General features: G+C 67.6%; 23 protein-coding genes. 10 read left to right on the forward strand and 13 right to left on the reverse strand.

Annotated features, from left to right (window positions below):
- Positions 1–98: 98 nt before the first annotated feature.
- From scpB to AX708_RS14200, 6 genes are all read right to left on the reverse strand, one after another.
- Positions 99–740, reverse strand: coding sequence for an SMC-Scp complex subunit ScpB (gene scpB / locus AX708_RS14175; RefSeq protein ID WP_066525993.1), 642 nt, complete (start codon positions 738–740; stop codon positions 99–101).
- Positions 737–1,522 (reverse strand): ScpA family protein, encoded by a 786-nt coding sequence (locus AX708_RS14180; RefSeq protein WP_066525990.1) that lies wholly within the window; start codon positions 1,520–1,522, stop codon positions 737–739. The genes scpB and AX708_RS14180 overlap by 4 nt, the downstream gene beginning before the upstream one ends.
- Complete coding sequence (gene nagZ / locus AX708_RS14185) at positions 1,519–2,532, reverse strand: beta-N-acetylhexosaminidase (protein WP_066525987.1); 1,014 nt, start codon at positions 2,530–2,532, stop codon at positions 1,519–1,521. Before nagZ ends, AX708_RS14180 begins: the two co-directional genes overlap by 4 nt.
- Positions 2,533–2,628: 96 nt before the next feature.
- Entirely contained in the window at positions 2,629–3,348 is a 720-nt protein-coding gene (locus AX708_RS14190; protein ID WP_066525984.1) for an SPOR domain-containing protein, read from the reverse strand.
- A 31-nt stretch (positions 3,349–3,379) separates the two neighbouring features.
- Positions 3,380–5,128: an arginine--tRNA ligase gene (argS, locus tag AX708_RS14195; protein WP_066525979.1), complete on the reverse strand. Its 1,749-nt coding sequence runs from the start codon at positions 5,126–5,128 to the stop codon at positions 3,380–3,382.
- Between the two features lie 216 nt (positions 5,129–5,344).
- On the reverse strand, positions 5,345–6,010 hold the full coding sequence (locus AX708_RS14200; protein ID WP_066525977.1) for a hypothetical protein: 666 nt from the start codon (positions 6,008–6,010) through the stop codon (positions 5,345–5,347).
- A 72-nt stretch (positions 6,011–6,082) separates the two neighbouring features.
- Between AX708_RS14200 and ispH the strand changes: the two genes are divergently transcribed.
- Genes ispH through rnhA form a run of 3 tightly spaced genes read left to right on the forward strand, consistent with a single transcriptional unit; the run spans position 6,083 to position 8,548 of the window.
- Positions 6,083–7,072 (forward strand): 4-hydroxy-3-methylbut-2-enyl diphosphate reductase, encoded by a 990-nt coding sequence (gene ispH / locus AX708_RS14205; protein ID WP_066525966.1) that lies wholly within the window; start codon positions 6,083–6,085, stop codon positions 7,070–7,072.
- A gap of 20 nt (positions 7,073–7,092) precedes the next feature.
- Entirely contained in the window at positions 7,093–8,064 is a 972-nt protein-coding gene (locus AX708_RS14210; RefSeq protein WP_066525965.1) for a homoserine kinase, read from the forward strand.
- Between the two features lie 25 nt (positions 8,065–8,089).
- Positions 8,090–8,548: a ribonuclease HI gene (rnhA, locus tag AX708_RS14215; protein ID WP_066525962.1), complete on the forward strand. Its 459-nt coding sequence runs from the start codon at positions 8,090–8,092 to the stop codon at positions 8,546–8,548.
- A gap of 123 nt (positions 8,549–8,671) precedes the next feature.
- Here rnhA and AX708_RS20035 read toward each other — a convergent pair whose 3' ends face one another.
- The 3 genes from AX708_RS20035 to AX708_RS14225 all read right to left on the reverse strand — a co-directional run bounded on the left by AX708_RS20035 (position 8,672) and on the right by AX708_RS14225 (position 10,981).
- Positions 8,672–8,848: a YegP family protein gene (locus tag AX708_RS20035; protein WP_081095341.1), complete on the reverse strand. Its 177-nt coding sequence runs from the start codon at positions 8,846–8,848 to the stop codon at positions 8,672–8,674.
- Between the two features lie 61 nt (positions 8,849–8,909).
- A complete protein-coding gene (locus AX708_RS14220; protein WP_066525959.1) occupies positions 8,910–10,019 on the reverse strand; it encodes an FAD-binding oxidoreductase in 1,110 nt (369 codons plus the stop codon).
- Positions 10,016–10,981, reverse strand: a complete 966-nt coding sequence (locus tag AX708_RS14225; protein ID WP_066525957.1) for an alpha/beta fold hydrolase — start codon at positions 10,979–10,981, stop codon at positions 10,016–10,018. Before AX708_RS14225 ends, AX708_RS14220 begins: the two co-directional genes overlap by 4 nt.
- 135 nt (positions 10,982–11,116) lie before the next feature.
- Here AX708_RS14225 and AX708_RS14230 point away from each other — a divergent pair, with 135 nt between their 5' ends.
- The 7 genes from AX708_RS14230 to AX708_RS14260 all read left to right on the forward strand — a co-directional run bounded on the left by AX708_RS14230 (position 11,117) and on the right by AX708_RS14260 (position 18,642).
- Positions 11,117–11,620: a prepilin peptidase gene (locus tag AX708_RS14230; protein ID WP_066525955.1), complete on the forward strand. Its 504-nt coding sequence runs from the start codon at positions 11,117–11,119 to the stop codon at positions 11,618–11,620.
- A gap of 89 nt (positions 11,621–11,709) precedes the next feature.
- Positions 11,710–12,843 (forward strand): Flp pilus assembly protein CpaB, encoded by a 1,134-nt coding sequence (cpaB, locus tag AX708_RS14235; RefSeq protein ID WP_066525954.1) that lies wholly within the window; start codon positions 11,710–11,712, stop codon positions 12,841–12,843.
- Positions 12,844–12,884: 41 nt separating this feature from the next.
- Positions 12,885–14,534 carry a type II and III secretion system protein family protein gene (locus AX708_RS14240; protein WP_082745418.1) on the forward strand — a complete coding sequence of 550 codons (1,650 nt, stop codon included), beginning with the start codon at positions 12,885–12,887 and terminating at the stop codon, positions 14,532–14,534.
- 19 nt (positions 14,535–14,553) lie between these two features.
- Positions 14,554–15,237 (forward strand): CpaD family pilus assembly protein, encoded by a 684-nt coding sequence (locus tag AX708_RS14245; RefSeq protein ID WP_066525944.1) that lies wholly within the window; start codon positions 14,554–14,556, stop codon positions 15,235–15,237.
- 3 nt (positions 15,238–15,240) lie between these two features.
- Positions 15,241–16,521 carry a pilus assembly protein CpaE gene (locus AX708_RS14250; RefSeq protein WP_066525941.1) on the forward strand — a complete coding sequence of 427 codons (1,281 nt, stop codon included), beginning with the start codon at positions 15,241–15,243 and terminating at the stop codon, positions 16,519–16,521.
- Between the two features lie 118 nt (positions 16,522–16,639).
- A complete protein-coding gene (locus AX708_RS14255) occupies positions 16,640–17,611 on the forward strand; it encodes a type II secretion system F family protein (RefSeq protein ID WP_066525939.1) in 972 nt (323 codons plus the stop codon).
- Between the two features lie 20 nt (positions 17,612–17,631).
- Positions 17,632–18,642: a type II secretion system F family protein gene (locus AX708_RS14260; protein WP_066525937.1), complete on the forward strand. Its 1,011-nt coding sequence runs from the start codon at positions 17,632–17,634 to the stop codon at positions 18,640–18,642.
- A 25-nt stretch (positions 18,643–18,667) separates the two neighbouring features.
- On the opposite strand, the gene AX708_RS14265 is transcribed toward AX708_RS14260, so the two are convergent.
- The 4 genes from AX708_RS14265 to AX708_RS14280 all read right to left on the reverse strand — a co-directional run bounded on the left by AX708_RS14265 (position 18,668) and on the right by AX708_RS14280 (position 22,468).
- A complete protein-coding gene (locus AX708_RS14265) occupies positions 18,668–19,141 on the reverse strand; it encodes a MarR family winged helix-turn-helix transcriptional regulator (protein WP_066525935.1) in 474 nt (157 codons plus the stop codon).
- Entirely contained in the window at positions 19,134–20,006 is an 873-nt protein-coding gene (locus AX708_RS14270; RefSeq protein WP_066525930.1) for a crotonase/enoyl-CoA hydratase family protein, read from the reverse strand. The genes AX708_RS14265 and AX708_RS14270 overlap by 8 nt, the downstream gene beginning before the upstream one ends.
- 478 nt (positions 20,007–20,484) lie before the next feature.
- Positions 20,485–21,270: an SDR family NAD(P)-dependent oxidoreductase gene (locus AX708_RS14275; RefSeq protein WP_066525927.1), complete on the reverse strand. Its 786-nt coding sequence runs from the start codon at positions 21,268–21,270 to the stop codon at positions 20,485–20,487.
- A 28-nt stretch (positions 21,271–21,298) separates the two neighbouring features.
- On the reverse strand, positions 21,299–22,468 hold the full coding sequence (locus AX708_RS14280; protein WP_066525925.1) for an acetyl-CoA C-acetyltransferase: 1,170 nt from the start codon (positions 22,466–22,468) through the stop codon (positions 21,299–21,301).
- Positions 22,469–22,993 lie beyond the last annotated feature (525 nt).

Raw genomic sequence — 22,993 nt, forward strand, 5'->3', positions numbered from 1 at the left:
CCTGAACCGCGGCCTGGCCAAAACGGGTGCCGCAAGGCCGGGACGCGGCCCGGCGTTCGATAGTGGTGCATTTAGTCCGCTTCGCAGCGAATTGCGAGTCAGTCCGCCAGATTCTCGTCGTCATCCTCGGCTTGCGGCGCGTCGGGCTCCTCGTCGGGCTCGAAGTTCATCGCGTTCTCCAGCGCCTCGTCGACCGGATCGAGCAGGCCGGCGGCGCGCAATTCGTCGATGCCAGGGAGATCACGGCGGCTGGCGAGGCCGAAGTGGTCGAGGAAATCGGGGGTGGTGGCGTAGATCACCGGTCGGCCCGGAACCTCGCGGCGGCCGGCGGGCTTCACCCAGCCCGCCTCCATCAGCACGTCCAATGTCCCCGCGCTGGTCTGCACGCCGCGGATCGATTCGATCTCGGCGCGGCTGACCGGTTCGTGATAGGCGATGATCGCGAGCACCTCGGTCGCCGCGCGGCTGAGGCGGCGGACCTGCTCCTTCTCGCGGCGCAGCAGGTGCGCGAGGTCCGGCGCGGTCTCGAAATGCCAGCGCCCCCCGCGCTCGACAAGGTGGACACCGCGGGTGCGGTAACGGGCTTCGAGCAGGCCCAGCGCCTCGCGCACCTCGCGCGGTTCCAGCCCGCCAAGGTGCCCGGCGAGCGCCTCGACCCCCATCGGCGTCTCGGCGGCGAAGAGCGTGGCTTCCACCGCGCGCTCGAGGGTGCCGGGCTCGTCCTGGCGCTCCTCGCTCATGCCGCAGCCTCGCGCAGGCGGCGGATGCGCAAGGGGGCGAAGGCGCCGTCCTGTTCGATCTCCGCCCGACCGCGCTTGGTCAGCTCGAGCGCGGCAACGAAGCTCGAAGCCAGCGCCGAGCGCCGAAGCGCGGGCGAGGCGTGGGGCGGGAGGAAGTCGCGGATCTCCATCCATTCCAGCGTCACGCCGAGCATCGAGGACACCCGTTCGAGCGCGGAATCGAGCGTCATCACCGGACGGTTCGCCACATGATAGATCCGCGGCGCGGTGCGCGCCTTGACCTGCCCGTAGGCCTGGATGACGCTGAACAGGTCGGAGCGCCACACCGTCTTGCGATCGGTGCGCAGGCCCTCCGGGCTGCCTCTCAGGAACACGTCGCGCCCGATCCGGTCGCGGCCCATGAGGCGCCCCGCCGCCTCACGCATCGCGCCGAGACGTTGCAGGCGGATCTGGAGGCGCAGCGCCAGTTCTTCGGGGCTCGGGTCCTCCTGCTCAACCTTGGGCAGCAGCATCGCCGACTTGAGGTAGGCGAGCCAGGCCGCCATCACGAGGTAATCGGCCGCCAGCTCCAGCTTCAGCGCTCCGGCGCGCTCGATGTAGCCCAGATACTGATCGACCAGCGCGAGGATCGAAATCTGCCTGAGGTCGACCTTCTGCCGCCGCGCGAGATCGAGCAGCAGGTCGAGCGGGCCCTCCCAACCGTCGAGCTCGAGATAGAGCGCGTCGGCGTCCTGCCGTCCGGCCTCGGGCGCAAGCATGAAGGGCTGGTCGGGCGCGTTCATGCGGTGAGCGCCAGCAGGGCGTCGCGCTTGGCGAGGAGTTCGGCGGTCTCGGGGGCGATAGCATCGGCCACCCGCGTGCCCGCCAGCGCCCGGTCGAGCCGCGCGGCGGTGGCCTCGGACATGGCGGGGAGCACGTCGCAGATGCCCTCCATGTCGGCCCTCTTCGCCCAGCAATTCAGCACGAGATCGCACCCCGCCGCTTGGGCGCGGGCGGCGCGTTCGGGGATCGTGCCGCCCAATGCCTCCATATCGATATCGTCGGTGAGCAGCAGCCCGTCGAAGCCGATGGCGCCGCGGATCACGTCGCGGATCACGGTTTCGGACAGGGTTGCGGGGTTCTCGGGGTCCCAGGCAGTGAAGACGAGATGCCCGGTCATGCCGATGAGCGCGTGGCTCAAGGCGCGGAACGGGGCGAGGTCGTCCTCCAGTTCCTCGGCGCTCGCGGTGACCGTGGGAAGCGCCTTGTGGGTGTCGACATCGGTGCGCCCGTGGCCCGGCATGTGCTTGATGCAGCCCGCAACGCCACCCGCTGCCAACCCTTCGAGCACCGCACGGCCAAGTGCCGCGACCTGCATCGGATCGCTGCCGAAGGCGCGGTCGCCGATAACGTCGTGCGCGCCGGGGACTCGCAGATCGAGCGGGGGGTGGTAATCGACGGTGATGCCCATGGCCGACAATTCGAGCCCCATCGCGGTCGCGTTGGCCCGCGCCGCCTCGATCGCGCTCGCGGGGGCGATGTCATACAGCTTTTCGAATGCCGCGCCTGCCGGATAGCCCGCCCAATGCGGCGGGCGCAGCCGGGCGACGCGGCCCCCTTCCTGATCGATCGAGACCAGCAGCCGCTCGCGCCCGTGGATGCTCCTGAGGTCATCGGTCAGCGCGCGCAGCTGCTCCGGGTCAACGATATTGCGGCCGAACAGGATGTAGCCCGCCGGATCGCAATCGCGGAAGAAGGCGCGCTCGTCTTCGGTGAGGACGGGGCCCGAGAGGCCGAAAATCGCCGGAATCATCCGTGTAACGTCGCACCGTGCGCGGGGGCTATCAAGGGTGGCACCGGCGCATGGCGGGGGATAGCCCCCGCCAATCCCCAACTACTTGAAGCCGGTTTACTTGACCTGGCAATCGACCCCGTCGGCCTTGAGCGCACCGCACAGGCGGTCGGCCTCGGCACGGGTGCCGACCACGGCCTGGAGGCGGTAGACCGTGCCGATATCGACCTTGCCTTCGACCACGCGGTACTTGATGCCCTTCAAGGCGTCGGTGCGGCGCTGGGCGTCGCTCCAGCCCTGTTCGGCGCGGGCGCGGGTGCCGTAGGCGGCGAGCTGAACCCCGACGCCGCCCGTTTGCGGGGCCTGCCCGGCAGCGGGAGTGGCAGCAGGCACGGGCTTTGTCGGCGCAGGCGAGGGTTGCCCGGCAGGCTGGCCCGCCATCGGCCCGCCCGCCTGCGGCGGCATTGGCGTTCCGGCGACCACGCCGGGGCGCGATCCGCCCTCGCCCACCACGGGTGCGACATTGCCGGTGCCGTCAAAGGTCTTGCCGCCCGGATCGTCGGGGCGCTGCTTTATCGGGCCTTCGGGCGCCGGAATCACGCTGCCATCGGCGACCACCTCGCCGCTGGCTGCGCGGTTGGTGACGTACCACACGCCCGCCACCACCACGCCGAGCAGCGCCAGCAGGCCCAAGGCAAACAGCACGATCTGGCTGGTGTCGATCCCGCCTGCGCCTTCTTCCTCCTCATCGGATTCGAGCCACGGCAGGCTGTCGGTGTCGGAAAGCCCGAGCTCGCCGTCGACCTCGTTCAGATCTTCATATTCGGCATCGATCATCACGGCAGCGTCTCGCCCCCACAAGGCCTGATTACATACTCTCGACCGCCTCGACGCCGAGGACGCCGAGACCGTTGCGGATCACTTGCCCGATTGCCCCGGCAAGGAAAAGCCTTGCCGCGGTCAGCTGAGCGTCGTGTTCCACGATGAAGCGCTTTTCGGGGCGGTCGTTACCCAGATTCCAGTAGGAATGGAGATCGGCGGCGAGATCGTAGAGATAGAAGGCGATCCGGTGCGGCTCGCGCGCCCGGGCAGCGGCCTCGATCTCGCGCGGGAATTGTGCCGCGCGCGCCACCAGCGCCAGTTCCTCGGCCCCGAGCTTGTCGAGCGCAGCATCCGAGGGCGTGATCCCCAAGTCTGCGGCCTTCCTCAGCGTCGAGCGGATGCGCGCGTGGGCGTACTGGACGTAGAAGACCGGGTTGTCCTTGGATGCCTCGACCACCTTGTCGAAGTCGAAATCCATTTGCGCGTCGGGCTTGCGGGTGAGCATGGTGAAGCGCACCACGTCCTTGCCGACCATGTCGACCACGTCGGCAAGAGTGACGAAATTGCCCGCGCGCTTCGACATCTTGAACGGCTGGCCGCCCTTCATCAGCTGCACCATCTGGACGAGCTTGACCTCGAACGGCTTGGGCGCTGCGCCATCGGCGCTGGTCAGCGCTGCCACCGCCGCCTTGATCCGCTTGACGGTGCCCGCATGGTCCGCGCCCCAGATATCGACCAGCGCGTCGGCGCTCTGCGCCTTCTGGAAGTGGTAGGCGAGGTCCGCGCCAAAGTAAGTCCACGCGCCGTTCGACTTCTTGATCGGGCGATCCTGATCGTCCCCGAACCTGGTCGAGCGGAACAGCGGCAGCTGGACCGGCTCCCAGTCCTCGGGCGGGGCCTTGCCCTTGGGGGCTTCGAGCACGCCGTCATAGACGAGATCGTGGTCGCGCAGCCATTGCTCGGCCGCATCGACCTTGCCCGAGGCCTGCAATTCGGCCTCGGAGGAAAACAGGTCGTGCTTGATGCCGAGCGTGGCGAGGTCCGCGCGGATCATGTCCATCATCGCCGCGACTGCGCGGGTGCGGAACAGGATGAGCCACTCGGCCTCGGGCGCGGCGGCGTAGCTGTCGCCGAACTCGGCGGCGAGCGCCTCGCCGACCGGCTTCAGGTATTCACCGGGATAGAGCCCCTCGGGGATAGTGATTTCTTCCCCCAACACCTCGCGATACCGCATGTGCACCGAGCGGGCGAGGACATCGACCTGCGCGCCCGCATCGTTGACGTAATACTCTTTGGTCACCCGGTGCCCGGCGAATTCGAGCAGGCCCGCAAGCGCGTCGCCCACCACCGCGCCGCGGCAGTGGCCCATGTGCATCGGGCCGGTGGGGTTGGCCGAGACATATTCGACATTGACCACCCGGCCCTCGCCCATGCCCGAGCGGCCGTAATCGGCGCCGAGCTTGGCGATGGCAGCGAGTTCGCTCAGCCATGCGGCCGGGGCAAGGCGCAGGTTGATGAAGCCGGGGCCGGCGATCTCCGCGCTGGTGATGCCGGGGTGCGCCGCGAGCCTCGCCGTGATGGCCTCGGCCAGCGCGCGCGGGTTGAGGCCCGCGGGCTTGGCCAGCACCATCGCGGCATTGGTCGCAAGATCGCCATGCGAGGCATCGCGCGGCGGCTCCAATGTGACGTTGGCGAAGGAGGTGCCCGCGGGCAGCAGGCCTTCGCCGACCAGTTCGGTCAGCACTTGTTCGATCAGGGCCGCATGGGCGGCGTAGAGGGTTTTCGGTTCGGTCATCGGTTTCTCGTAGCGATGGCGCGGAGGTTCGCGCGTGCAAAGAAGGAAGCGGGGTCCCGGGTCAAGCCCGGTAAGACGATATAGGGCGAGCGCAGCAGCAGGTGGCTATGATCGACGCCGAAGGCGTCGTGAGCGCACGCGCGCGAGCCGCAGGTGCCCCGAAGCGAAGCGAAGGGAACAGCACCGAGGACGCGGGCGCGGAGGCGCCGCGCAAACCTACCTCGTCACGTTATACTTCAGCTGCGCCTCGGTCAGCTGGAAGCCCACCAGCATCTCGAAGCGGGTGCGCGCGATCGCCGCCTTGACCTCGGGGTCGGCGAGCGGATCGAGCGCCGCTTCCTGGTCGCCCGCGCGTCGTCGCTTGGTGATTTTCTCGCGGATGTCCTCGGGCAGGGCGGCGTCGGCGCGGTTGACGAAGCCGCCCGCCTTGGCGGTCGCGCTCGCGCGCTCCTGCCCGTCGGCGAAGGCGAGCGTGACGGTGCCGATGCGCTTGGAGACCACAGCGCTGCCGCCGCGCACCACGGTGACGAAATAGGGCAGTTCCACGGTGCGCGCGCCGCGGGTGTCGCTGCGGCGGGCGTTTACGGTGAAGGTCGCCTCGGAATAGATCTTGTCCGCGGTGTCGTTGCAGGTGGCGCGCAGATTGGTCATCGCCGCGCTCACATCGAGGCTGGCGACGGTGGTGTCGGCGGGGTCGCGGAAGGTGGTGACGTCGCCGGTGTAGTCCGGGATCCCGACCGAGGGGCACAGCGTCAGCACGCTGGCGATGCCGACGCCCTGGTCGATCACCAGCTCGCCCTCGTTCGAGCAGGCGGACAGCGCCGCCACGGCAGACAGGGCAAGCCCGAAACGGACATGGGGGGCGTGCGCGCGAAGCTTCATCAAAGCCGTCCTCGAATTAAACGATCCCGAGCGCCCTAGCGATGACGCGGCGCTTGCGCTAGAGGGGGCGACATGAACGCGCCCTTTCCCGCTTCCGCCTCCGAAACTCCGGCCGACACGGCGGAGCGCCCGCTGCTCAACCTGTTGATCGCTGCCCCGCGCGGGTTCTGCGCCGGGGTCGACCGGGCGATCGAGATCGTCGAGAAGGCGCTCGAACGCTATGGCGCGCCGGTCTATGTGCGCCACGAGATCGTTCACAACAAATACGTTGTTGAAGGGCTGAAGGCCAAGGGCGCGATCTTCGTCAAGGAACTGGACGAGGTGCCCGACGATGCGCCCGTGGTGTTCAGCGCCCACGGCGTGCCCAAGGCGATCCCGGCCGAGGCCAAGCGCCGCCAGCTGCTCTATGTCGATGCCACCTGCCCGCTGGTCAGCAAGATCCACCGCCAGGCCGAACGCCAGATCGAAAAGGGCCGCCACATCATCTTCATCGGCCACGAAGGCCACCCCGAGGTGATCGGCACCATGGGCCAGGTCGAGCCCGGGCAGATGACGCTGGTCGAGACCATCGAGGACGTGGACAAGCTGCCCTTCGATTCCGACGAGGAGCTCGCCTACCTCACCCAGACGACGTTGTCGGTCGACGACACGCGCGAGGTGATCCAGGCTCTGGAGTGGCGCTATCCCAACATCTCGGGGCCGCGGGCGGAGGACATCTGCTACGCCACCTCCAACCGCCAGGCGGCGGTCAAGGAGCTGGCGCATGACTGCGATCTGGTGCTGGTGATCGGCGCGCCCAATTCCTCGAACTCGCTGCGGCTGGTCGAGGTGTCGGAACGGCTTGGCACCCCCGCCAAGCTGATCCAGCGCGCCTCGGAAATCGACTTTGCCTGGCTCGAGGGCGTAGAAACGCTCGGCCTGACCGCCGGGGCCTCCGCGCCCGAGGTGCTGGTGCGCGAAGTGGTCGCCGCGCTGGCCGAGCACCGCACGATCCGCGAGCAGGAAATCACCGCCACGGTCGAGAAAATGGTCTTCAAGCTGCCCCGCCAGCTGACCGAATAGGCCTGGCGCGGAAGAGGCGCATGGCGGTCTACACGCATTTGGGCGCGGAGGAACTCGCCCAGCTGATCGGCGAGTACGACGTGGGCGAGCTGGTCTCGGCCAAGGGCATCGCCGAGGGCGTCTCCAACTCCAACTGGCTGGTCGAGACGACAGGCTCCGGGGACTCGGGTACGCGCTTCATCCTGACGCTTTACGAGCGGCGGATCGACTATGCGGACCTCCCCTATTTCCTCGGCCTGCTCGATCATCTGGCGAGCAAGGGCTGTCCGGTGCCGCGCACCATGCACGACCGCGCCGGCGCCTCGTGGCGCATGGTCGAGGGCAAGGCGGCGGCGCTGATCGAGTTCCTGCCCGGGGTCTCCCCCACCCGCCCCACGCCCGCGCAGGCGCGCGCCATCGGGGCGGTGCTGGCGAACCTCCATCTGGCTGCGCAGGACTTTCCCGGCATCCGCGCCAATGCGATGGATTTCCCCGCGAGCGCGGCGATCCTCGAGGCATGCGGCGCGGAGGCGCTGGCGACAATCGACGCAGGCCTGCCCGCGATGCTCGACCACGCCCGTGCCGCCGCAGCGCTCGATCTTGCCGCGCTCCCGCAATCGCAGACCCATGTCGACCTGTTCCCCGACAATGTGCTGATGCTGGGCGACCGGGTGACCGGCCTCATCGATTTCTACTTCGCCTGCACGGGGCCCATGGTGCTCGATCTTGCGGTGACCCACGCGGCCTGGTGCTTCGACGGGGCGAACGCTTATCGCGCGGATTGCGGGGCGGCGCTGGTGGAGGGTTACCAATCGGTCCGGCGCCTCGATCCGGCAGAGCGGGCGCTGTTCGCCGAGGTTGCGAAGGGCGCGTGCCTCAGGTTCGTCGCCAGCCGCGCGGAGGACTGGCTCGATACGCCCGACGACGCGCTCGTCACCCGCAAGGACCCGATGCAGTTCGCGCGCCGCTGGCAGTTTTACCACGAGCACGGCGCGGGCCTGCTTGCAGGCTGAGGCCGCGCGCGCCAAAGCGCAGCCGATGAAACAGGTCGACATCTTCACCGACGGCGCGTGCAAGGGCAATCCGGGCCCCGGCGGCTGGGCCGCGATCCTGCGCAGCGGCGGCCACGAGAAGGAACTGGTCGGCGGCGAGCCCGACACGACCAACAACCGCATGGAGATGACCGCGGTGCTGCGCGGCCTCACAGCCTTGAAGGAGCCCTGCGCGGTCACGGTCCACACTGACAGCCGCTATGTCATCGACGGGATGACGCAATGGATCTTCGGCTGGCAGAAGCGCGGCTGGGTCAATGCGGCCAAGAAGCCCGTCGCCAACGAGGACCTATGGCGCGAGCTAATCGCGGCGGCGCGGCCTCACAAGGTCTCATGGCAATGGGTGAAGGGCCACGCGGGCCACCCCGGAAACGAACGCGCCGACGCGCTGGCGAGCGAGGAAGCGGTGCGGCAGGCGGAGCCGGGGTCGGCGTCCGGGCACTAAGCCCTGTTTTCGTCATTGCGAGCGAAGCGAAGCAATCCATGGATCAAGCTCGCGCCAAGGCAGATCGCTCAGGCCCTGGATTGCTTCGTCGCCTTCGGCTCCTCGCAATGACGAGGGAAAATCTCAGCTGTTGTCTTCGACTTCGGCGTCGGGGCCGTTCTTCTTGATCGAATCGATCGCGTTCTGCGCGCTCGCCTTGCTCGAATAGCCCTGGGTCGAGAACATCACTTCCGAATTGTACTTGAAGCGCACCCGGAATTCGCCGGCGTTATCCTTGTAGATCTCGAACTTGTGAGCCATCGTTTTCCCTCCTGAGGTGGTTAATCCACATTAGGGAAATGCCAGATGGGCCGCCGCTTGCCTAGGCCGATTGTAGCGCGGCGGCAAAGCGCGCCGGGCTGTAGGCGGTCGCATCGATCCCTGCCGTCATGGCATCGGCGGCCAGGTCCAGAAGCAGCTGTGCGCCCAATCGCGCGGCGGCGGGCGCGGTCTGGATGCCGAAGCCGCCCTGCCCTGCGAACCAGAAGAAGCCCTCGGCCTGCGGATCGAAGCCGTAGACCGGCATCCGGTCGGGCGCGAAGCTCCTGAGGCCCGCCCAGCGGCGCTCGACCGCGGCGATCCGCCAGTCGGTCACGCTCTGGAAGCGGTCGATGGCGATGGCGACGTCGAGCTCCTCGGGCGCGGCGTCGCAGGGCTCGGAGGGGATCTCGTCATGGGGCGAGAGCCAGAGTCGGCCCGCGTCGGGCTTGAAATAAAAGCCGCCATTGATGTCGAGCACCAGCGGCAGGTCGGCCGGTGCGGGGGGATCGACGCGCAGCACGGCGACCGTGCGGCGGAAGGGGGCGATACCGATTGGCGCGGCCCCTGCGACGACCGCGATCTCGTCCGCCCAGGCGCCGGCGGCGTTGACGATCGTCCTCGCGCGCCATGTCTCGCCGCGCGCACTGGTGATCGTCCAGGCCCCGCCCTCGCGCGCCAGCCCCGCCACCCGTGCGCGGGTGACGACCTCGGCGCAGTTCCGCCGCGCAATGGCGAGGTAATGCTGGTGTAGCCCCGCCACATCGATATCGGCGCAGGCCGGCTGGTGCAGCGCCTCGCTCCATTCGGGCCGGATCTGCGGGATCATTGCGCCCAGCGATGCAGGCGCGAGGCGCTCGATCCGCACTCCCGTGCCTTCATAGCTTGCGCGGAACTCCGCCATCGCCGCCGCATCCTCGGCGCGCCCGATGTAGAGCGCGCCGCGCGGCGTCAGGAAGCCGTGATCGCCAAGATAGGCGCCCGAGGCGCGGGTCAGCGGCACCACGCCGGGGCCGCCGTAGCATTCCTCCCAGAATGCCGCCGAGCGCCCGGTGGCATGGTAGCCCGGCGCGTCTTCGGCCTCGAGCAGCAGCACGCGGGCGTGAGGGGCCAGCTCGGCAGCGATGCTCGCGCCCGCCATGCCGGCGCCGATCACGGCGATATCGTGGATCATTGTTGCGGAGCCACCCGGTCCAGGAAGTCGGCGATCTTCGCCATGATCGCCGCGCGCACGGGTGCGGTCTCGCGCAGCACCTCGTGATGCGCCTCCTCGCCGAGCGCGAGCAGTTCGCCCTTCGGCAGGCGCGCGGCGGCGCGCAGGTTGGCGGGGTGGCTCACCAGCTTGTCGGACGAGGTCGAAACGATCAGCACCGGCACATCGATTCGCTCCAGCGCGCCCGACGCTTCCAGCATCATCCACGAGGCATAGGCCCGCTCGACCCAGCGCCAGCTGGCCGGGCCCATCACCAGCTCGGGCCGCGCCGTGCGCCACCACATCTCGTCGGAATAGCGATCGGGATCGTGGGTGAGGAGGTTGGCGCGCTTGGAAGGTTTCTCGCCCGGCTTTTCGCTCCATTTCCAAGCCTGCCGCGTCGGATCGCCGACCGCGCACATCGCCTGCGCGACGCGGTGGAGGATGGCGAGCGGCAGCGGCGGGCCGTTGACGCCCGTCATCGGCGCGCTAAGCACCACCGCATCCGGCGCGACGCGCCGCGCGATCAGCGCGCGCAGCACGAGATGCCCGCCCATCGAATGCGCCGCGAGCACGTGCGGCCCGGGCGTCTCGGCGGTCCAGCGTTCCCACAGCAGGGCAAGATCGTCGATCCACACCGAGAAATCCTCGACATGCCCCGTGACATCGTCCTTGCCGAGCCGGCCCGATCCGGCCTGCCCGCGCCAGTCCGAGGCGGTCACCCGCCACCCGGCGCGGTGCCATTCCTCGAGCGTTTCGAGATATTTCTCGTAGAAATCCCCCCGCCCGGGGAGGAACAGGATCGAACCGCGCCGGCGTTCGCCCGCGCCCGGCCAGTCGATCCGGCGGATGGCATGGCCATCGGCGGCGGTCCAGGTGCTCTCGCACGCGGCGGCGGGAATCGCCCGGCGATCGATCGGGGAATCGAGAACGGCCGCGCTCACGCTCCGCCGGCTCCCCTGCGGGCCCGCAAACCGGAAATCGTGGTTACTATTTGGTAAGTCATAACCTGTAGCAAGTGTCCCATTGAAGGACGGTCTGCGCACGGCGCACGGCCATGCTCCGGGGGACGACGCAAGATGAATACCATTTCCTACGGTCTGCTGATCGGCTTGGCAATCGCGCTGCTGGTGGCCTCGTTCACCGACATCCGCCGCCGCCAGATCGACAATTGGCTGAACCTTGCCATCGCGCTGGGTGCGCCGGTGTTCTGGTGGTCGACCGGCATGTCCCTGTGGCCCGATCTGGGCTGGCAGCTGCTGTCCTTCGTCATCATCACCGCGATCCTGATCGGCATCGCCTATATCGGATATGCCACGGGGGTGAGGATCCTGGGGGGCGGCGACATCAAGCTGCTTTCCGCGCTCGCGCTGTGGCTGACCCCGTTCCACTACGTCCAGATGCTGATGATCATGTCGCTGTTCGGCGGCGCGCTGGCGGTCGGCTTCGTGGTCCGCCGGGTCGTGTTCAAGCCCAAGACACCGGGCGAGCTGCCCTATGGCGTGGCGATCGCTTTCGGAGCGCTCTGGGTGCTCGTGCTCAACTATCTTCCCGCCGATGCGACGGCTGCGTTCAGCGCATAACCCGATTTTAACCAGTCAAGCCTTACGCACTGCAACCATACCTGCCCGCCAACCAACCCACGGGCCATTACGAGGGGGCTATTTGAGCCATGGATAGGAAGAAACTGGTTCTGCTGCTCGGTGCGCTGATCATCGCGATCGGAACGGCATTTGCCGCGCGCAGCATGTTCGCCGGAAGCGCCGCTCCCGAAGCCGAGGCCGCTGCGGTTCCGACGGGCCCACGCGTCCTCGTCGCCAAGCGGGCCCTGACCGCGGGCACCATCATCACCGCCGATGCACTCGGCTTTCAACCCTGGCCCAAGGAACTGGTGCAGGACGCCTATTTCATCGACGGCGAGGCCGACATGAACAAGCTCCTCGGCACCGTGGTCCGCTTCCCGATCACTGCGGGCGAGCCGGTCACCCAGGGCGCGCTGGTTTCGCCGGGCGACCGCGGCTTCCTCGCCGCAGCGCTTGGCCCGGGCATGCGCGCCGTCACCGTGCCGGTGTCGGCCACCACCGGTGTTGCTGGCTTCGTCTTCGCCGGTGACCGCGTCGATCTCGTGCTGACCCAGCAGGTCGATGGCGACAACGGCACCGCGCCGCTCAAGGCGGCCGAAACCGTGCTGCGCAACCTGCGCGTGCTGGCGACCGACCAGACGGTCGAGAAGACCGTCGACGAGAACGGCAAGACCCAGGTCACCGAATTCCGCACCGTCACGCTCGAAGTGACGCCCAAGATCGCCGAGAAGATTGCGGTCGCCCAGACCATCGGCACGCTCAGCCTTGCGCTGCGCTCGATCTCCGACAGCCAGTCGGAACTCGAAAAGGCCGTGGCCGCAGGCGACGTCAAGATCCCGGCGGGCGCCACGCCCGAGCAGGAAGAGCGCATCCTCAAGGCCGCGATGAAGAGCCCGATCGACAAGGGCACGACCTTCGTGACCGGCGGCGATGTGTCGCGCTTCCAGCGCTCGACGATGCCGCCCAAGGGCGGGTCGGGGGGGCAGCAGGCCGCGCCGTCCTATGCGCCGCAGCCCGCACCGCGCCGCTCCACCCCTGCGAGCAGCGACGCCAGCGCCCCGGCCCCCGTCTATCGCGGTCCCAGCGTGCGCGTCACCCGCGGCAAGGAAACCACCGAGGAAAGCGTCGGCTCCGGCACGGGCGCGGTCATCTCCAGCCAATCCAGCGGCGTGAAGCGTGCCGGGCAGGTTCTGCCCAGCGCCGGCGCGACCATCGCATTCTGAGGACCGGGCACATGTCGATCAAACCCGAGGGGGGTCAACCCATGACACGCAAGTTCAAGCTCAAGCTGCTGGTGGCCGCGATGGCCGCGGCGCCGATGACGGCGATGCCCGCCGCCACCGCGGTCGCCCAGCAGGTCGTCCGGCCCTCGCAGGAAATCGTCCTGTCGATCGGCAAGGGCGAACTGGTCACGGTTCCCGGTGCGATGGCCGACGTGTTCGTCGCCAATGACGAAGTCGCCGATGTCCAGATCAAGTCCCAGCGCCAGCTCTATGTCTTCGGCAAGTCGGGCGGCGAGACCACGATCTACGCCAGCAACGAACGCGGCGACGTGATCTTCTCGGCCAACATCCGGGTCGGCTCGAACATCGGCAGCATCGACCAGATGCTCGCGATGGCGATGCCCGATGCCAAGGTGAGCGTGTCGACGATGGGCGTCGGCACGGTGCTGCTGACCGGCACCGTAGGCGCGCCCGAGGATGCTGCCGAGGCCGAGCGCCTGGTGCAGGCCTTCCTGGGCGAAAAGACCAACGTCATCAGCCGCCTGCGCACCGCGACCCCGCTGCAGGTCAACCTTCAGGTCAAGATCGCCGAGGTCAACCGCTCGCTGCTGCGCAGCATCGGCGGCAACCTCCAGACCTTCGACACCACCGGCGGCTTCCGCTTCGGCGTGGGCACCGGCGGGCGTTCGATCGTCACCGGCGAATACGGCCTTGGCGGTCCCTTCGCGGCGGGCAACAACATCCTCAACCCGACCATCACCGTGCCGGTCTTCGGGGCCAACGGCCTGCCGCTGTTCAACGATGACGGCACGCCGATCACCCAGGAAATCCTCGGCACTGCGGTCAACAGCAACAACGGCACGACCCTGACGGGCCTTGGCCGCCTGTTCGGGATGGACATGCTCGGCGCGCTCGACCTGTCTGAGCGTCTCGGCCTCGTCTCGACCATCACCGAACCCAACCTCACCGCGCTCTCGGGCGAAACCGCGACTTTCCTTGCGGGCGGCGAGTTCCCGGTGCCGATCTCGCAGGGCCTCGGCCAGGTGTCGATCGAGTTCCGCCAGTTCGGCGTCAGCCTCGCCTATACCCCGACCGTGCTGTCGAACGGCCGCATCTCGATGCGCGTGCGTCCGGAAGTCTCGGAACTCTCGGCGCAGGGCTCGGTCACGCTGAACGGCTTCCAGGTCCCTGCCCTGACCACCCGCCGCACCGAAACGACGGTCGAGCTGGGCTCTGGCCAGAGCTTCATGATTGCCGGCCTGATGAGCGCCAACGCGCAGAACACGCTCGACAAGGCGCCGGGCGTGGGTGACGTGCCGATCCTCGGCAACCTGTTCCGCAGCCGCCAGTTCCGCAAGGGCGAGAGCGAGCTGGTGATCATCGTCACCCCATATCTGGTGAAGCCGGTCGACGCCAAGGACATCAAGCTGCCGACCGACGGCTTCCATACCGCCAACGAGTTCCAGCAGCTGCTTGGCTACAAGGAAAACGCGGGAGTCTCGGGCGAGACGCGGCCCCTGCCGAGCGCGGCGCAGCCTGACGCGCCTGCTCCCAAGGTGAGCGCTGCCGATCCGGCCGCGATCGTTCCCACCGGCGAGGAAAAGCCCCGCCGCGCGGACAAGAAGAGCCGCCGTCCGGAGCGTGCCGCCAAGGCCGATACTCCTGCCGCCACCCCCGGTTTCAGCCTCTAACGCGAGAAAGGTGCCACACATGCCGAATGCACGATCGAACCGGCCGGCCCGCGTGCCCGCCCCGAAGCTCAAGCTCGCACTCGCGCTCGCGCTGGGGCTTGGCCTTGCCGGCTGCGGCGGGATGCCCGAGAACACCTCGCTCTACAGCGTCAAGCAACCGGTGGTCGAACGCACCAACATGGTGCTCGATGTCAACACCACGGCCTCGGGCCTGCCGATCTCCGAACAGCAGCGCCTCAACGGCTGGTTCGAGACCATGGACCTGCGCTACGGCGACCGCATCGCGATCGAGAACCCGAGCCAGAACCCGGCCGTGACCGCCGCGGTGCGCGACCTTGCCGCGCGCTATGGCCTGATGATCAGCGACACTGCCCCGGTGACCCCGGGCTATGTGCAGCCGGGTCAGGCGCGCGTGGTGATCACGCGTTCGAGCGCCAGCGTTCCGGGCTGCCCCGACTGGTCGGCCAAGTCGGACATGAACTACTCCAACGGTACCAGCCCCAATTTCGGTTGCGCAATCAACAGCAACCTCGCCGCGATGGTCGCCGATCCGCAAGACCTGCTCGAAGGCAAGAAGGGCGACGGCGAGACCGTGATCGCGACCTCGAACAAGGCAATCTCGACCTATCGTGAAATGGATCCGACCGGCAAGGGCGGCCTGCAGCAGGCCGGCGGCTCGGGCTCGGGCGGAGGAGGTAACTAAGCCATGAATGCTCCCTGGAAATCGGGCCTGCCCGGCAACCGCGATCCCTTTTCGGCCTATATCTGCGACGACAACGCGCTGGACGTGCTGCGTCCGGTGGTGATCGAGCTCGGCTGGCAGCCGGAGAAGTGCAACAAGGGCGGCCTGCGCAACGCGGTGCAGTCCCTTTCGGTCAGCGCCTCGCCGGCGATCCTCGTGGTCGACCTGTCGGAAAGCGGCGATCCGCTCAACGACATCAACGCGCTGGCCGAAGTGTGCGAGCCGGGCACGGTGGTGATCGCCATCGGCCAGGTCAACGACGTGCGCCTCTACCGCGATCTGCTCGCGAGCGGGATCCACGACTACCTCCTGAAGCCGCTCTCGCCCCAGCAGGTGCATGATGCCCTGAACCAGGCGCTGGCGGTATTCATGAGCCCCAAGGCGGGCGATGCCGATGCGGCCAAGCGCCACATCTCGACCGCCATCGTCGGCACCCGCGGGGGTGTGGGCGCCTCGACGCTGGCGACCTCGCTCGCGTGGCTGTTCTCCGAAGCCCACAAGGCCCCGACCGCGCTGCTCGATCTCGACGTCCACTTCGGCACCGGCGCGCTCGCGCTCGATCTCGAGCCCGGCCGCGGCCTCACCGACGCGATCGAGAACCCGAGCCGCATCGACCCCCTGTTCATCGAACGCGCCATGGTGCGCGCCGGCGACAACCTGTCGATCCTGTCGGCCGAAGCGCCCATCAACCAGCCGCTGATGACCGATGGTTCGGCCTTCGTGCAGCTGGAGAACGAGTTCCGCCAGGCGTTCGAGATGACGGTCATCGACCTGCCGCGCAACATGCTGATCAACTTCCCGCAGCTCCTCGCTGACGTGAATTTGGTGGTGCTGACCTGCGAGCTCACCCTCGCCTCGGCGCGCGACACGATCCGCATTCTCTCGTGGCTCAAGTCGAACGCCAGCCACGCGCATCCGATGATCGTGGCCAACAAGGTCCAGCCGAGCCTGTCGGAGATCAGCAAGGCCGATTTCGAGGCCTCGATCGAGCGCAAGGTCGATTTCGTGATCCCCTACGACATCAAGGCGGCCTCGAACGCGGCCAAGCTCGGCCAGGTGTTCGTCGATGCCAACCGCTCGAGCAAGGCGACCGCGGCAATCCGCCAGATCGCCGAGCGCGTGATGGGCGTGAGCGCGGAAGACATGGCGCCGCCGGCGACAGACAAGAAGTCGCTGCTCGGCAATTTCGATCTGAAGGCGATGCTCGCCAAGAAGCCCAAGGTCGATCTGACCAAGGCGGACTGATCGCCGACCGCCCCCGCGCGGGGGCGGTCGGTGCGCCCCCCGCCACCGGGCGGGCGGCACAGTGACATGAGGACAAGAACCCGCCGCCTTGCGGCGGAGCGAGGCAGGAAACGACAGCATGGACTTCTTCCAAACCCTGCTCATCACGCTGGTGATCTTCGCCGTGCTCGTTGCCGGCTATGCGGTGATCGCAGGGTCGGGTGCGTCCAAGGCGCAGAAGCGCCGGATGCAGGCCGTGCGCTATCGTCACTCCGAAAGCCTCGATGCCAAGGTCGACGCGCAGTTCAAGCGCGCCGTCGCCGCGCGCAAGCCCAAGACATACAAGGTCGCAGGCTCCGGCTCGCGGCTGGAAGCGCTGCAGGTGCGCCTCAACCGCACCGGCAAGAGCTGGACCGTCAACAGTTACATCTACGTCTCGGCGGGTCTGGCGCTGGGCATCGCGGCCCTGGTCTTCGCGCTGAGCAGGGCGCCGGTGATGTCGCTCGGCGCGGGGCTGTTCGTCGGGGCGGGCCTGCCCCACCTGGTGGTCGGCTTCCTCATCGGCCGCCGCACCAACCAGTTCATCAACAAGTTTCCCGACGGCATCGAGCTGCTCGTGCGCGGCCTGCGCTCCGGCCTCCCGGTGACCGAGACGCTGGGCATCGTGTCGAGCGAAGTGCCCGGCCCTGTCGGCTACGAGTTCAAGTCGGTGATCGACCGCATCAAGGTCGGCAAGACCATGGAGGACGCGCTCCAGGACACTGCCGACAAGCTCGGGATTGCGGAATTCAACTTCTTCACCATCACCCTGGCAATCCAGCGCGAGACCGGGGGCAACCTTGCCGAGACGCTCTCGAACCTTGCCGACGTGCTGCGCAAGCGCGCGCAGATGAAGCTCAAGATCAGGGCGATGAGCTCCGAATCCAAGGCCTCGGCCTATATCGTCGGCTCGCTGCCCTTCCTCGTCTTCGGCGCCATCTTCTACATCAACCCGAACTACATGTACCCCTTCTTCACCGACGATCGTCTGATCGTCGCCGGGCTCGGCGCGGGCGTGTGGATGGGTCTTGGCGTGTTCATCATGGCCAAGATGGTCAACTTCGAGATCTGAGCGCGAAGGGCACCTGAACCATGATCGACCAACCCACCGGACCCACGCTGCTCGGTTTCGACGTCATCCTCGTCGGGACGATGCTCGTCGCCATGGCCGCCTTTGCGACCCTGCTGGCGATCTATGCCGCCGTCACCATCCGCGACCCGATGGCCAAGCGCGTCAAGGCGCTCGAGGGGCGGCGCGAGCAATTGAAGGCCGGGATCGTCACCTCCGCCACCAAGAAGCGCACCAGCCTGGTGCGCCGCACCGACACGACCGACAAGGTCAAGTCGAGCCTCGACCGCCTGAACGTCCTTCAGGACAGCCAGATCAAGACCATCCAGCAGAAGCTGGCGCACGCAGGCTACCGCAACAAGGAACTTGCGGTGCTGATCATCGGCATGCGCGCGATCGCGCCGATCGTGGTGGGCGCGGTGATGGGCCTGCTCATCTACGTCGTCGAATTCTGGCCCGACTGGGGACCGATGACCCGGCTGGGCGCCTTCGCGATGTCGGTGTTCCTGTCCTACAAGGGCCCCGAACTCTATCTCAGCAACAAGGCCGCCAAGCGCACCAAGGAAATCCAGAAGGGCCTGCCCGATGCGCTCGACCTCTTGGTGATCTGCGCCGAAGCCGGTTTGACGGTCGACGCCGCCTTCAACCGCGTCGCCAAGGAACTGGGCCGCGCCTATCCCGAACTGGGTGACGAATTCGCGCTGACCGCGATCGAGCTGTCGTTCCTCAACGAACGGCGCATGGCGTTCAACAACCTCGCCTACCGCGTCAACCTCGAGGCGGTGAAGGGCGTGGTGACGACCATGATCCAGACCGAACGCTACGGCACCCCGCTCGCGAGCGCGCTGCGCGTGCTCTCGGCCGAATTCCGCAACGAGCGCATGATGCGCGCCGAGGAAAAGGCCGCGCGTCTGCCCGCGATCATGACCGTGCCGCTGATCGTGTTCATTCTGCCCACGCTGTTCGTGGTCATTCTCGGCCCGGCGGCCTGTTCGATCAGCGACAACCTCGTCAACTCGAACGTCGGCAAGTAACAACCCCGGGACGGCCGGAGCGGGATCATTCCTGCTCTGGCCCTTCGGGTGCCGGGCTGGCGAGCGCCATAGCCCGCGCCCGCAGCCGGGCCAGCAGATCGCGCAAGGCCGCCTCCTCGCCGCCGCCGAAGCCTTCGAGCAATTCGCGCTCGGTCGCGCGCGCGAGCGGCATCACCTCGGCATGGATCGCCCGGCCCTCCGCCGTCAGCGCCAGCAGGTGCGAGCGGCCGTCGCCCGGATTGGGCACCCGCGCGATCAACCCGCGTTCTTCCAGCACCTTGACCGCACGGTTGACCGCGACCTTGTCCATCACCGTCGCCGCCGTCAGCGCGCGCTGGGTCATGGTGCCCGCATCGCCCAGCACCGCCATCACCCGCCATTCGGGTATCTTGAGCCCGAACCGCTTGCGATAGCGCTCGGCAATCAGGCTGCTCACCGCATTGGAGGTGACCGAAAGCTGGTAGGGCAGGAAGCCGGCGAGCTCGCCTTCCTCACTCATAGGGCCGCTCGTCCCACCACGGGTAGAAATCGGGCATGTCGGCGCTGACCTTGCCGGGATACATGGCGCGGCGCTTTTCGAGGAAGCTGGCGATCCCCTCCTTCGCGTCGGCGCCGCGGCTGAGGCGGTAGATCGCGCGGCTGTCGATCTTGTGGGCCTCCATCGGGTGATCGGCGCTCATCAGCCGCCACATCATCGCCCGCGTCATCGCCACCGAAATGGCGGAGGTGTTGTCGGCAATCTCGCGCGCGAGGGATTGGGCGGCGAAGAGCAGATCCTCGGGCGCATGGACCGAGCGCACCAGCCCGCCGGCCTTGGCCTCCTCGGCATCGAAGATGCGGCCCGTGTAGCACCACTCCAGAGCCTGCTGGATGCCGACGATACGCGGCAGGAACCAGCTCGAGGCGGCCTCGGGCACGATCCCGCGCCGGGCGAAGACGAAGCCGTAACGCGCATGGGTGGCGGCAAGGCGGATGTCCATGGCGAGCTGCATCGTCGCCCCCACGCCCACCGCGACGCCGTTGCAGGCGGAGATCAGCGGCTTCTTCGATTCGAACAAGCGCAGCGTCAGCAGCCCGCCGCCGTCGCGCACCCGCGGGTCGGACAGGGTCTCGACCGTATCCCCGCTCGAGAACACCTGCCCGCCCCCTTCGGGCGTCAGGTCCGCGCCCGCGCAGAAGGCGCGCTCGCCGCTGCCGGTGAAGATCACCGCGCGCACCGCATCATCGGCGTCGATGTCGTCCATCGCCGCCATGATCTCCTCGCCCATGGTGCGGGTGTAGGCGTTCATCTTGTCGGGGCGGTTCAAGGTGATGGTGGCGATCCCATCGGCCTTGGCGAGGGTGATCTGCGTGTAGTCGGTCATCGCGGCGCTCTCCGGTGCCGGGCGTCATCGCCCGTGTTGGAGACACATGAGACACTGTCCAGAACGGGAAAACAAGCCCGCCGCCCGTGCACGTTTTTATGAGGCAAACGGGGCGAAGCAGTCAGCATCGCAGGCAACATAAGTGGTTCGCCCCCTGTAGGAAAGCGCCTCGCGGTTCCGGGATTATCCCATCCGCACAGGGACTAAACCGAAGCCGGTCGCTCCTGTCTGCGGCCACCTATCGCATGGGTTAACTTTAGTTAGATTTTAACATTGCGCAGGCACCAGATGGTATGACACAGCGTGCGCGCATCCACTCCTCTCCCGACTTCGGGAGACGAGCGGGGCCGCAAGGCTCCGGTCGGAGGGGTCGGCCGGCTGGGCACGACCTCTCCGACAACCTCGCACACAAAAGCAAAGGGCCTCCCCCGCGTCGGTCGCGGCGGAGGCCCTTCGTGTTTCGCCGGGGCGCGCGGGCTTAGCGCGGGGCCATCCTGATCGCGCCGTCGAGGCGCACGTCCTCGCCGTTGAAATAGCCGGTCTCGATCATGCACATGGCAAGCTTGGCATATTCGGTGGGGATCCCGAGGCGCTTGGGGAACGGCACGCTGGCGGCCAGCGCATCGCGCACGTTCTGCGGGGCGGCGGCGAGCAGCGGGGTGTCGAAGATGCCGGGCAGGATGGTGTTGACGCGGATGCCCTCGTTCATGAGGTCGCGCGCGATGGGGAGCGTCATGCCGATCACGCCCGCCTTCGAGGCCGAGTAGGCCGCCTGGCCGATCTGGCCGTCTTCACCGGCGACCGACGCGGTGTTGACGATCGCCCCGCGCTCGCCGAATTCGTCGAGCGGGTCGAGCGTCAGCATGCCCGCGGCCGACTTGGCGATGCAGCGGAAGGTGCCGATCAGGTTGACCTGAATGACGAAATCGAAGGCCGAAATCGGGAAGTGCTTGATCGAACCGTCTTCCTTCGAGCGGCTGGCGGTCTTGATCGCGTTGCCGATCCCGGCACAGTTGACGAGGATGCGCTCCTGCCCGTGGGCCGCGCGCGCCTTGGCGAAGCCGGCGTCGACGTCCTCGTCCTTGGTCACGTTGACGAGGCAGAACACGCCGCCGATCTCCGCGGCGAGCGCTTCGCCCTTTTCGGCGTTCATGTCGAAGATCGCGACCTTCGCGCCCTTCGCGGCAAGCGCCCGCGCGGTCGCCGCGCCGAGGCCCGAGGCACCGCCGGTGACGACCGTGGGGGTATTGGCTGAAACTTCCATGTAATTTTCCCTCTCAGATTGGAATGACTTAGAGCGCCTCGATGATGGTGACGTTGGCGACGCCGCCGCCTTCGCACATCGTCTGCAGCCCGTATTTCTTGCCGCGCGCCCGCAACGCATGAACCAGCGTCGCCATCAGCTTGGTGCCGCTCGCGCCGAGCGGGTGGCCGAGCGCGATCGCGCCGCCGTTGACGTTGAGCCGCTCGGGGTCAGCACCGGTGTGCTTGAGCCAGGCAAGCGGCACGCTTGCGAAGGCCTCGTTGACTTCGAACAGGTCGATATCGTCGATGGTGAGCCCGGCGCGCTGAAGCGCGCGGTCGGTGGCGAACAGCGGCTCTTCGAGCATGATCACCGGATCGCCCGCGGTCACGGTGAGGTTGTGGATGCGCGCCAGCGGGGTGAGGCCGTGGGCCTTCAGTGCCGCCTCGCTGACCACCAGCACCGCCGAGGACCCGTCGCAGATCTGGCTCGAGGAGGCCGCGGTGATCGCCCCGTCGGGCGAGAGCAGCTTGACCCCGGCGATGCCTTCAAGGCTGGCGTCGAAGCGGATGCCTTCATCGACCGTGTGCACCGCCGCGCCTTCGGGCGTCTCGATCTCTACGCCCACGATCTCGCGCTCGAACGCGCCGCCTTGCGTCGCCGCAATCGCCTTGCGGTGGCTGTCATAGGCGAACTGGTCGAGCTGGTGCTTGGTGAAGCCGTGCTTCTTGACGATCATCTCGGCGCCCATGAACTGGCTGAAGTTGATGCCGGGCCACTTCGCCTCGATCCCGTCGGCCTTGGCGTAGAGGCCTTCCTTCATGTGCAGCGTGACGTTGGAGCCCATCGGCACGCGGGTCATGCTCTCGACGCCGCTGGCGATCACCACATCCTGCGTGCCGCTCATCACGGCCTGCGCGGCGAACTGGATCGCCTGCTGGCTGGAGCCGCACTGGCGGTCGATGGTGACGGCCGGGGTCGACTGCGGGAGCAGCTTCGATGCGAGCACACCCATGCGGCCGACCTGAAGCGCCTGTTCGCCCGCCTGGCTGACGCAGCCGGTCACGACATCGTCGATCGCCTTGGGATCGATGCCCGAGCGCTCGACGATGGCGTCGAGCGACTTGGCCAGAAGGTCGACAGGGTGCACCCCGGCAAGGCGGCCACCGCGGCGGCCCCCGGCGGTGCGGACGGCTTCGACAATATAGGCTGTGCTCATGATCTCTCCTCCACTCCGGTCCCTCGAGGGGGCCGCGCCGGGCGAAATCGGTTGCGCTTCGCCACTTGCTTGGGAGCACCGCCTATTGAAGGCGCGGGGGCAAATCAAGCGGGCAAAAATGCCGATCGCTGGCCGCGCCGCGCGGGTCGGAGCGTCGGAGAGGCACCGGATTTGCCGGCCAACCGGCTCAGGCCATCTTCGTGACCGGCGCGCGCACAGCGCGGATCGTGGTCGTGCACGTCACCGGCGGCACCCTCTTGGGTGCCGACAAACTCGGTGACGACGGGGAATGAGGTCCAGGCGACTTACGACACGCCCAGCGTGGGGGAGCCGGTTGTGACTTCGTAGATATGCGTCTGTTGTTTGCCTTGCGGACTGGCGTGGGCCGGATCGGGCCGGTTCAATACGGGCGGCTGATAGGGGCGACGGGGACGGACCGGCTGGTTCATGACGAGACCCTGACTTTTCATGAAGTTGCGACAACAGACGTCGAATAAACGGGCTGTTCGTCCGGTTCAAGCCGGA

This window comes from Erythrobacter sp. CCH5-A1, assembly GCF_001557115.1.
In the GTDB taxonomy this organism is placed as follows: Bacteria; Pseudomonadota; Alphaproteobacteria; order Sphingomonadales; family Sphingomonadaceae; genus Erythrobacter.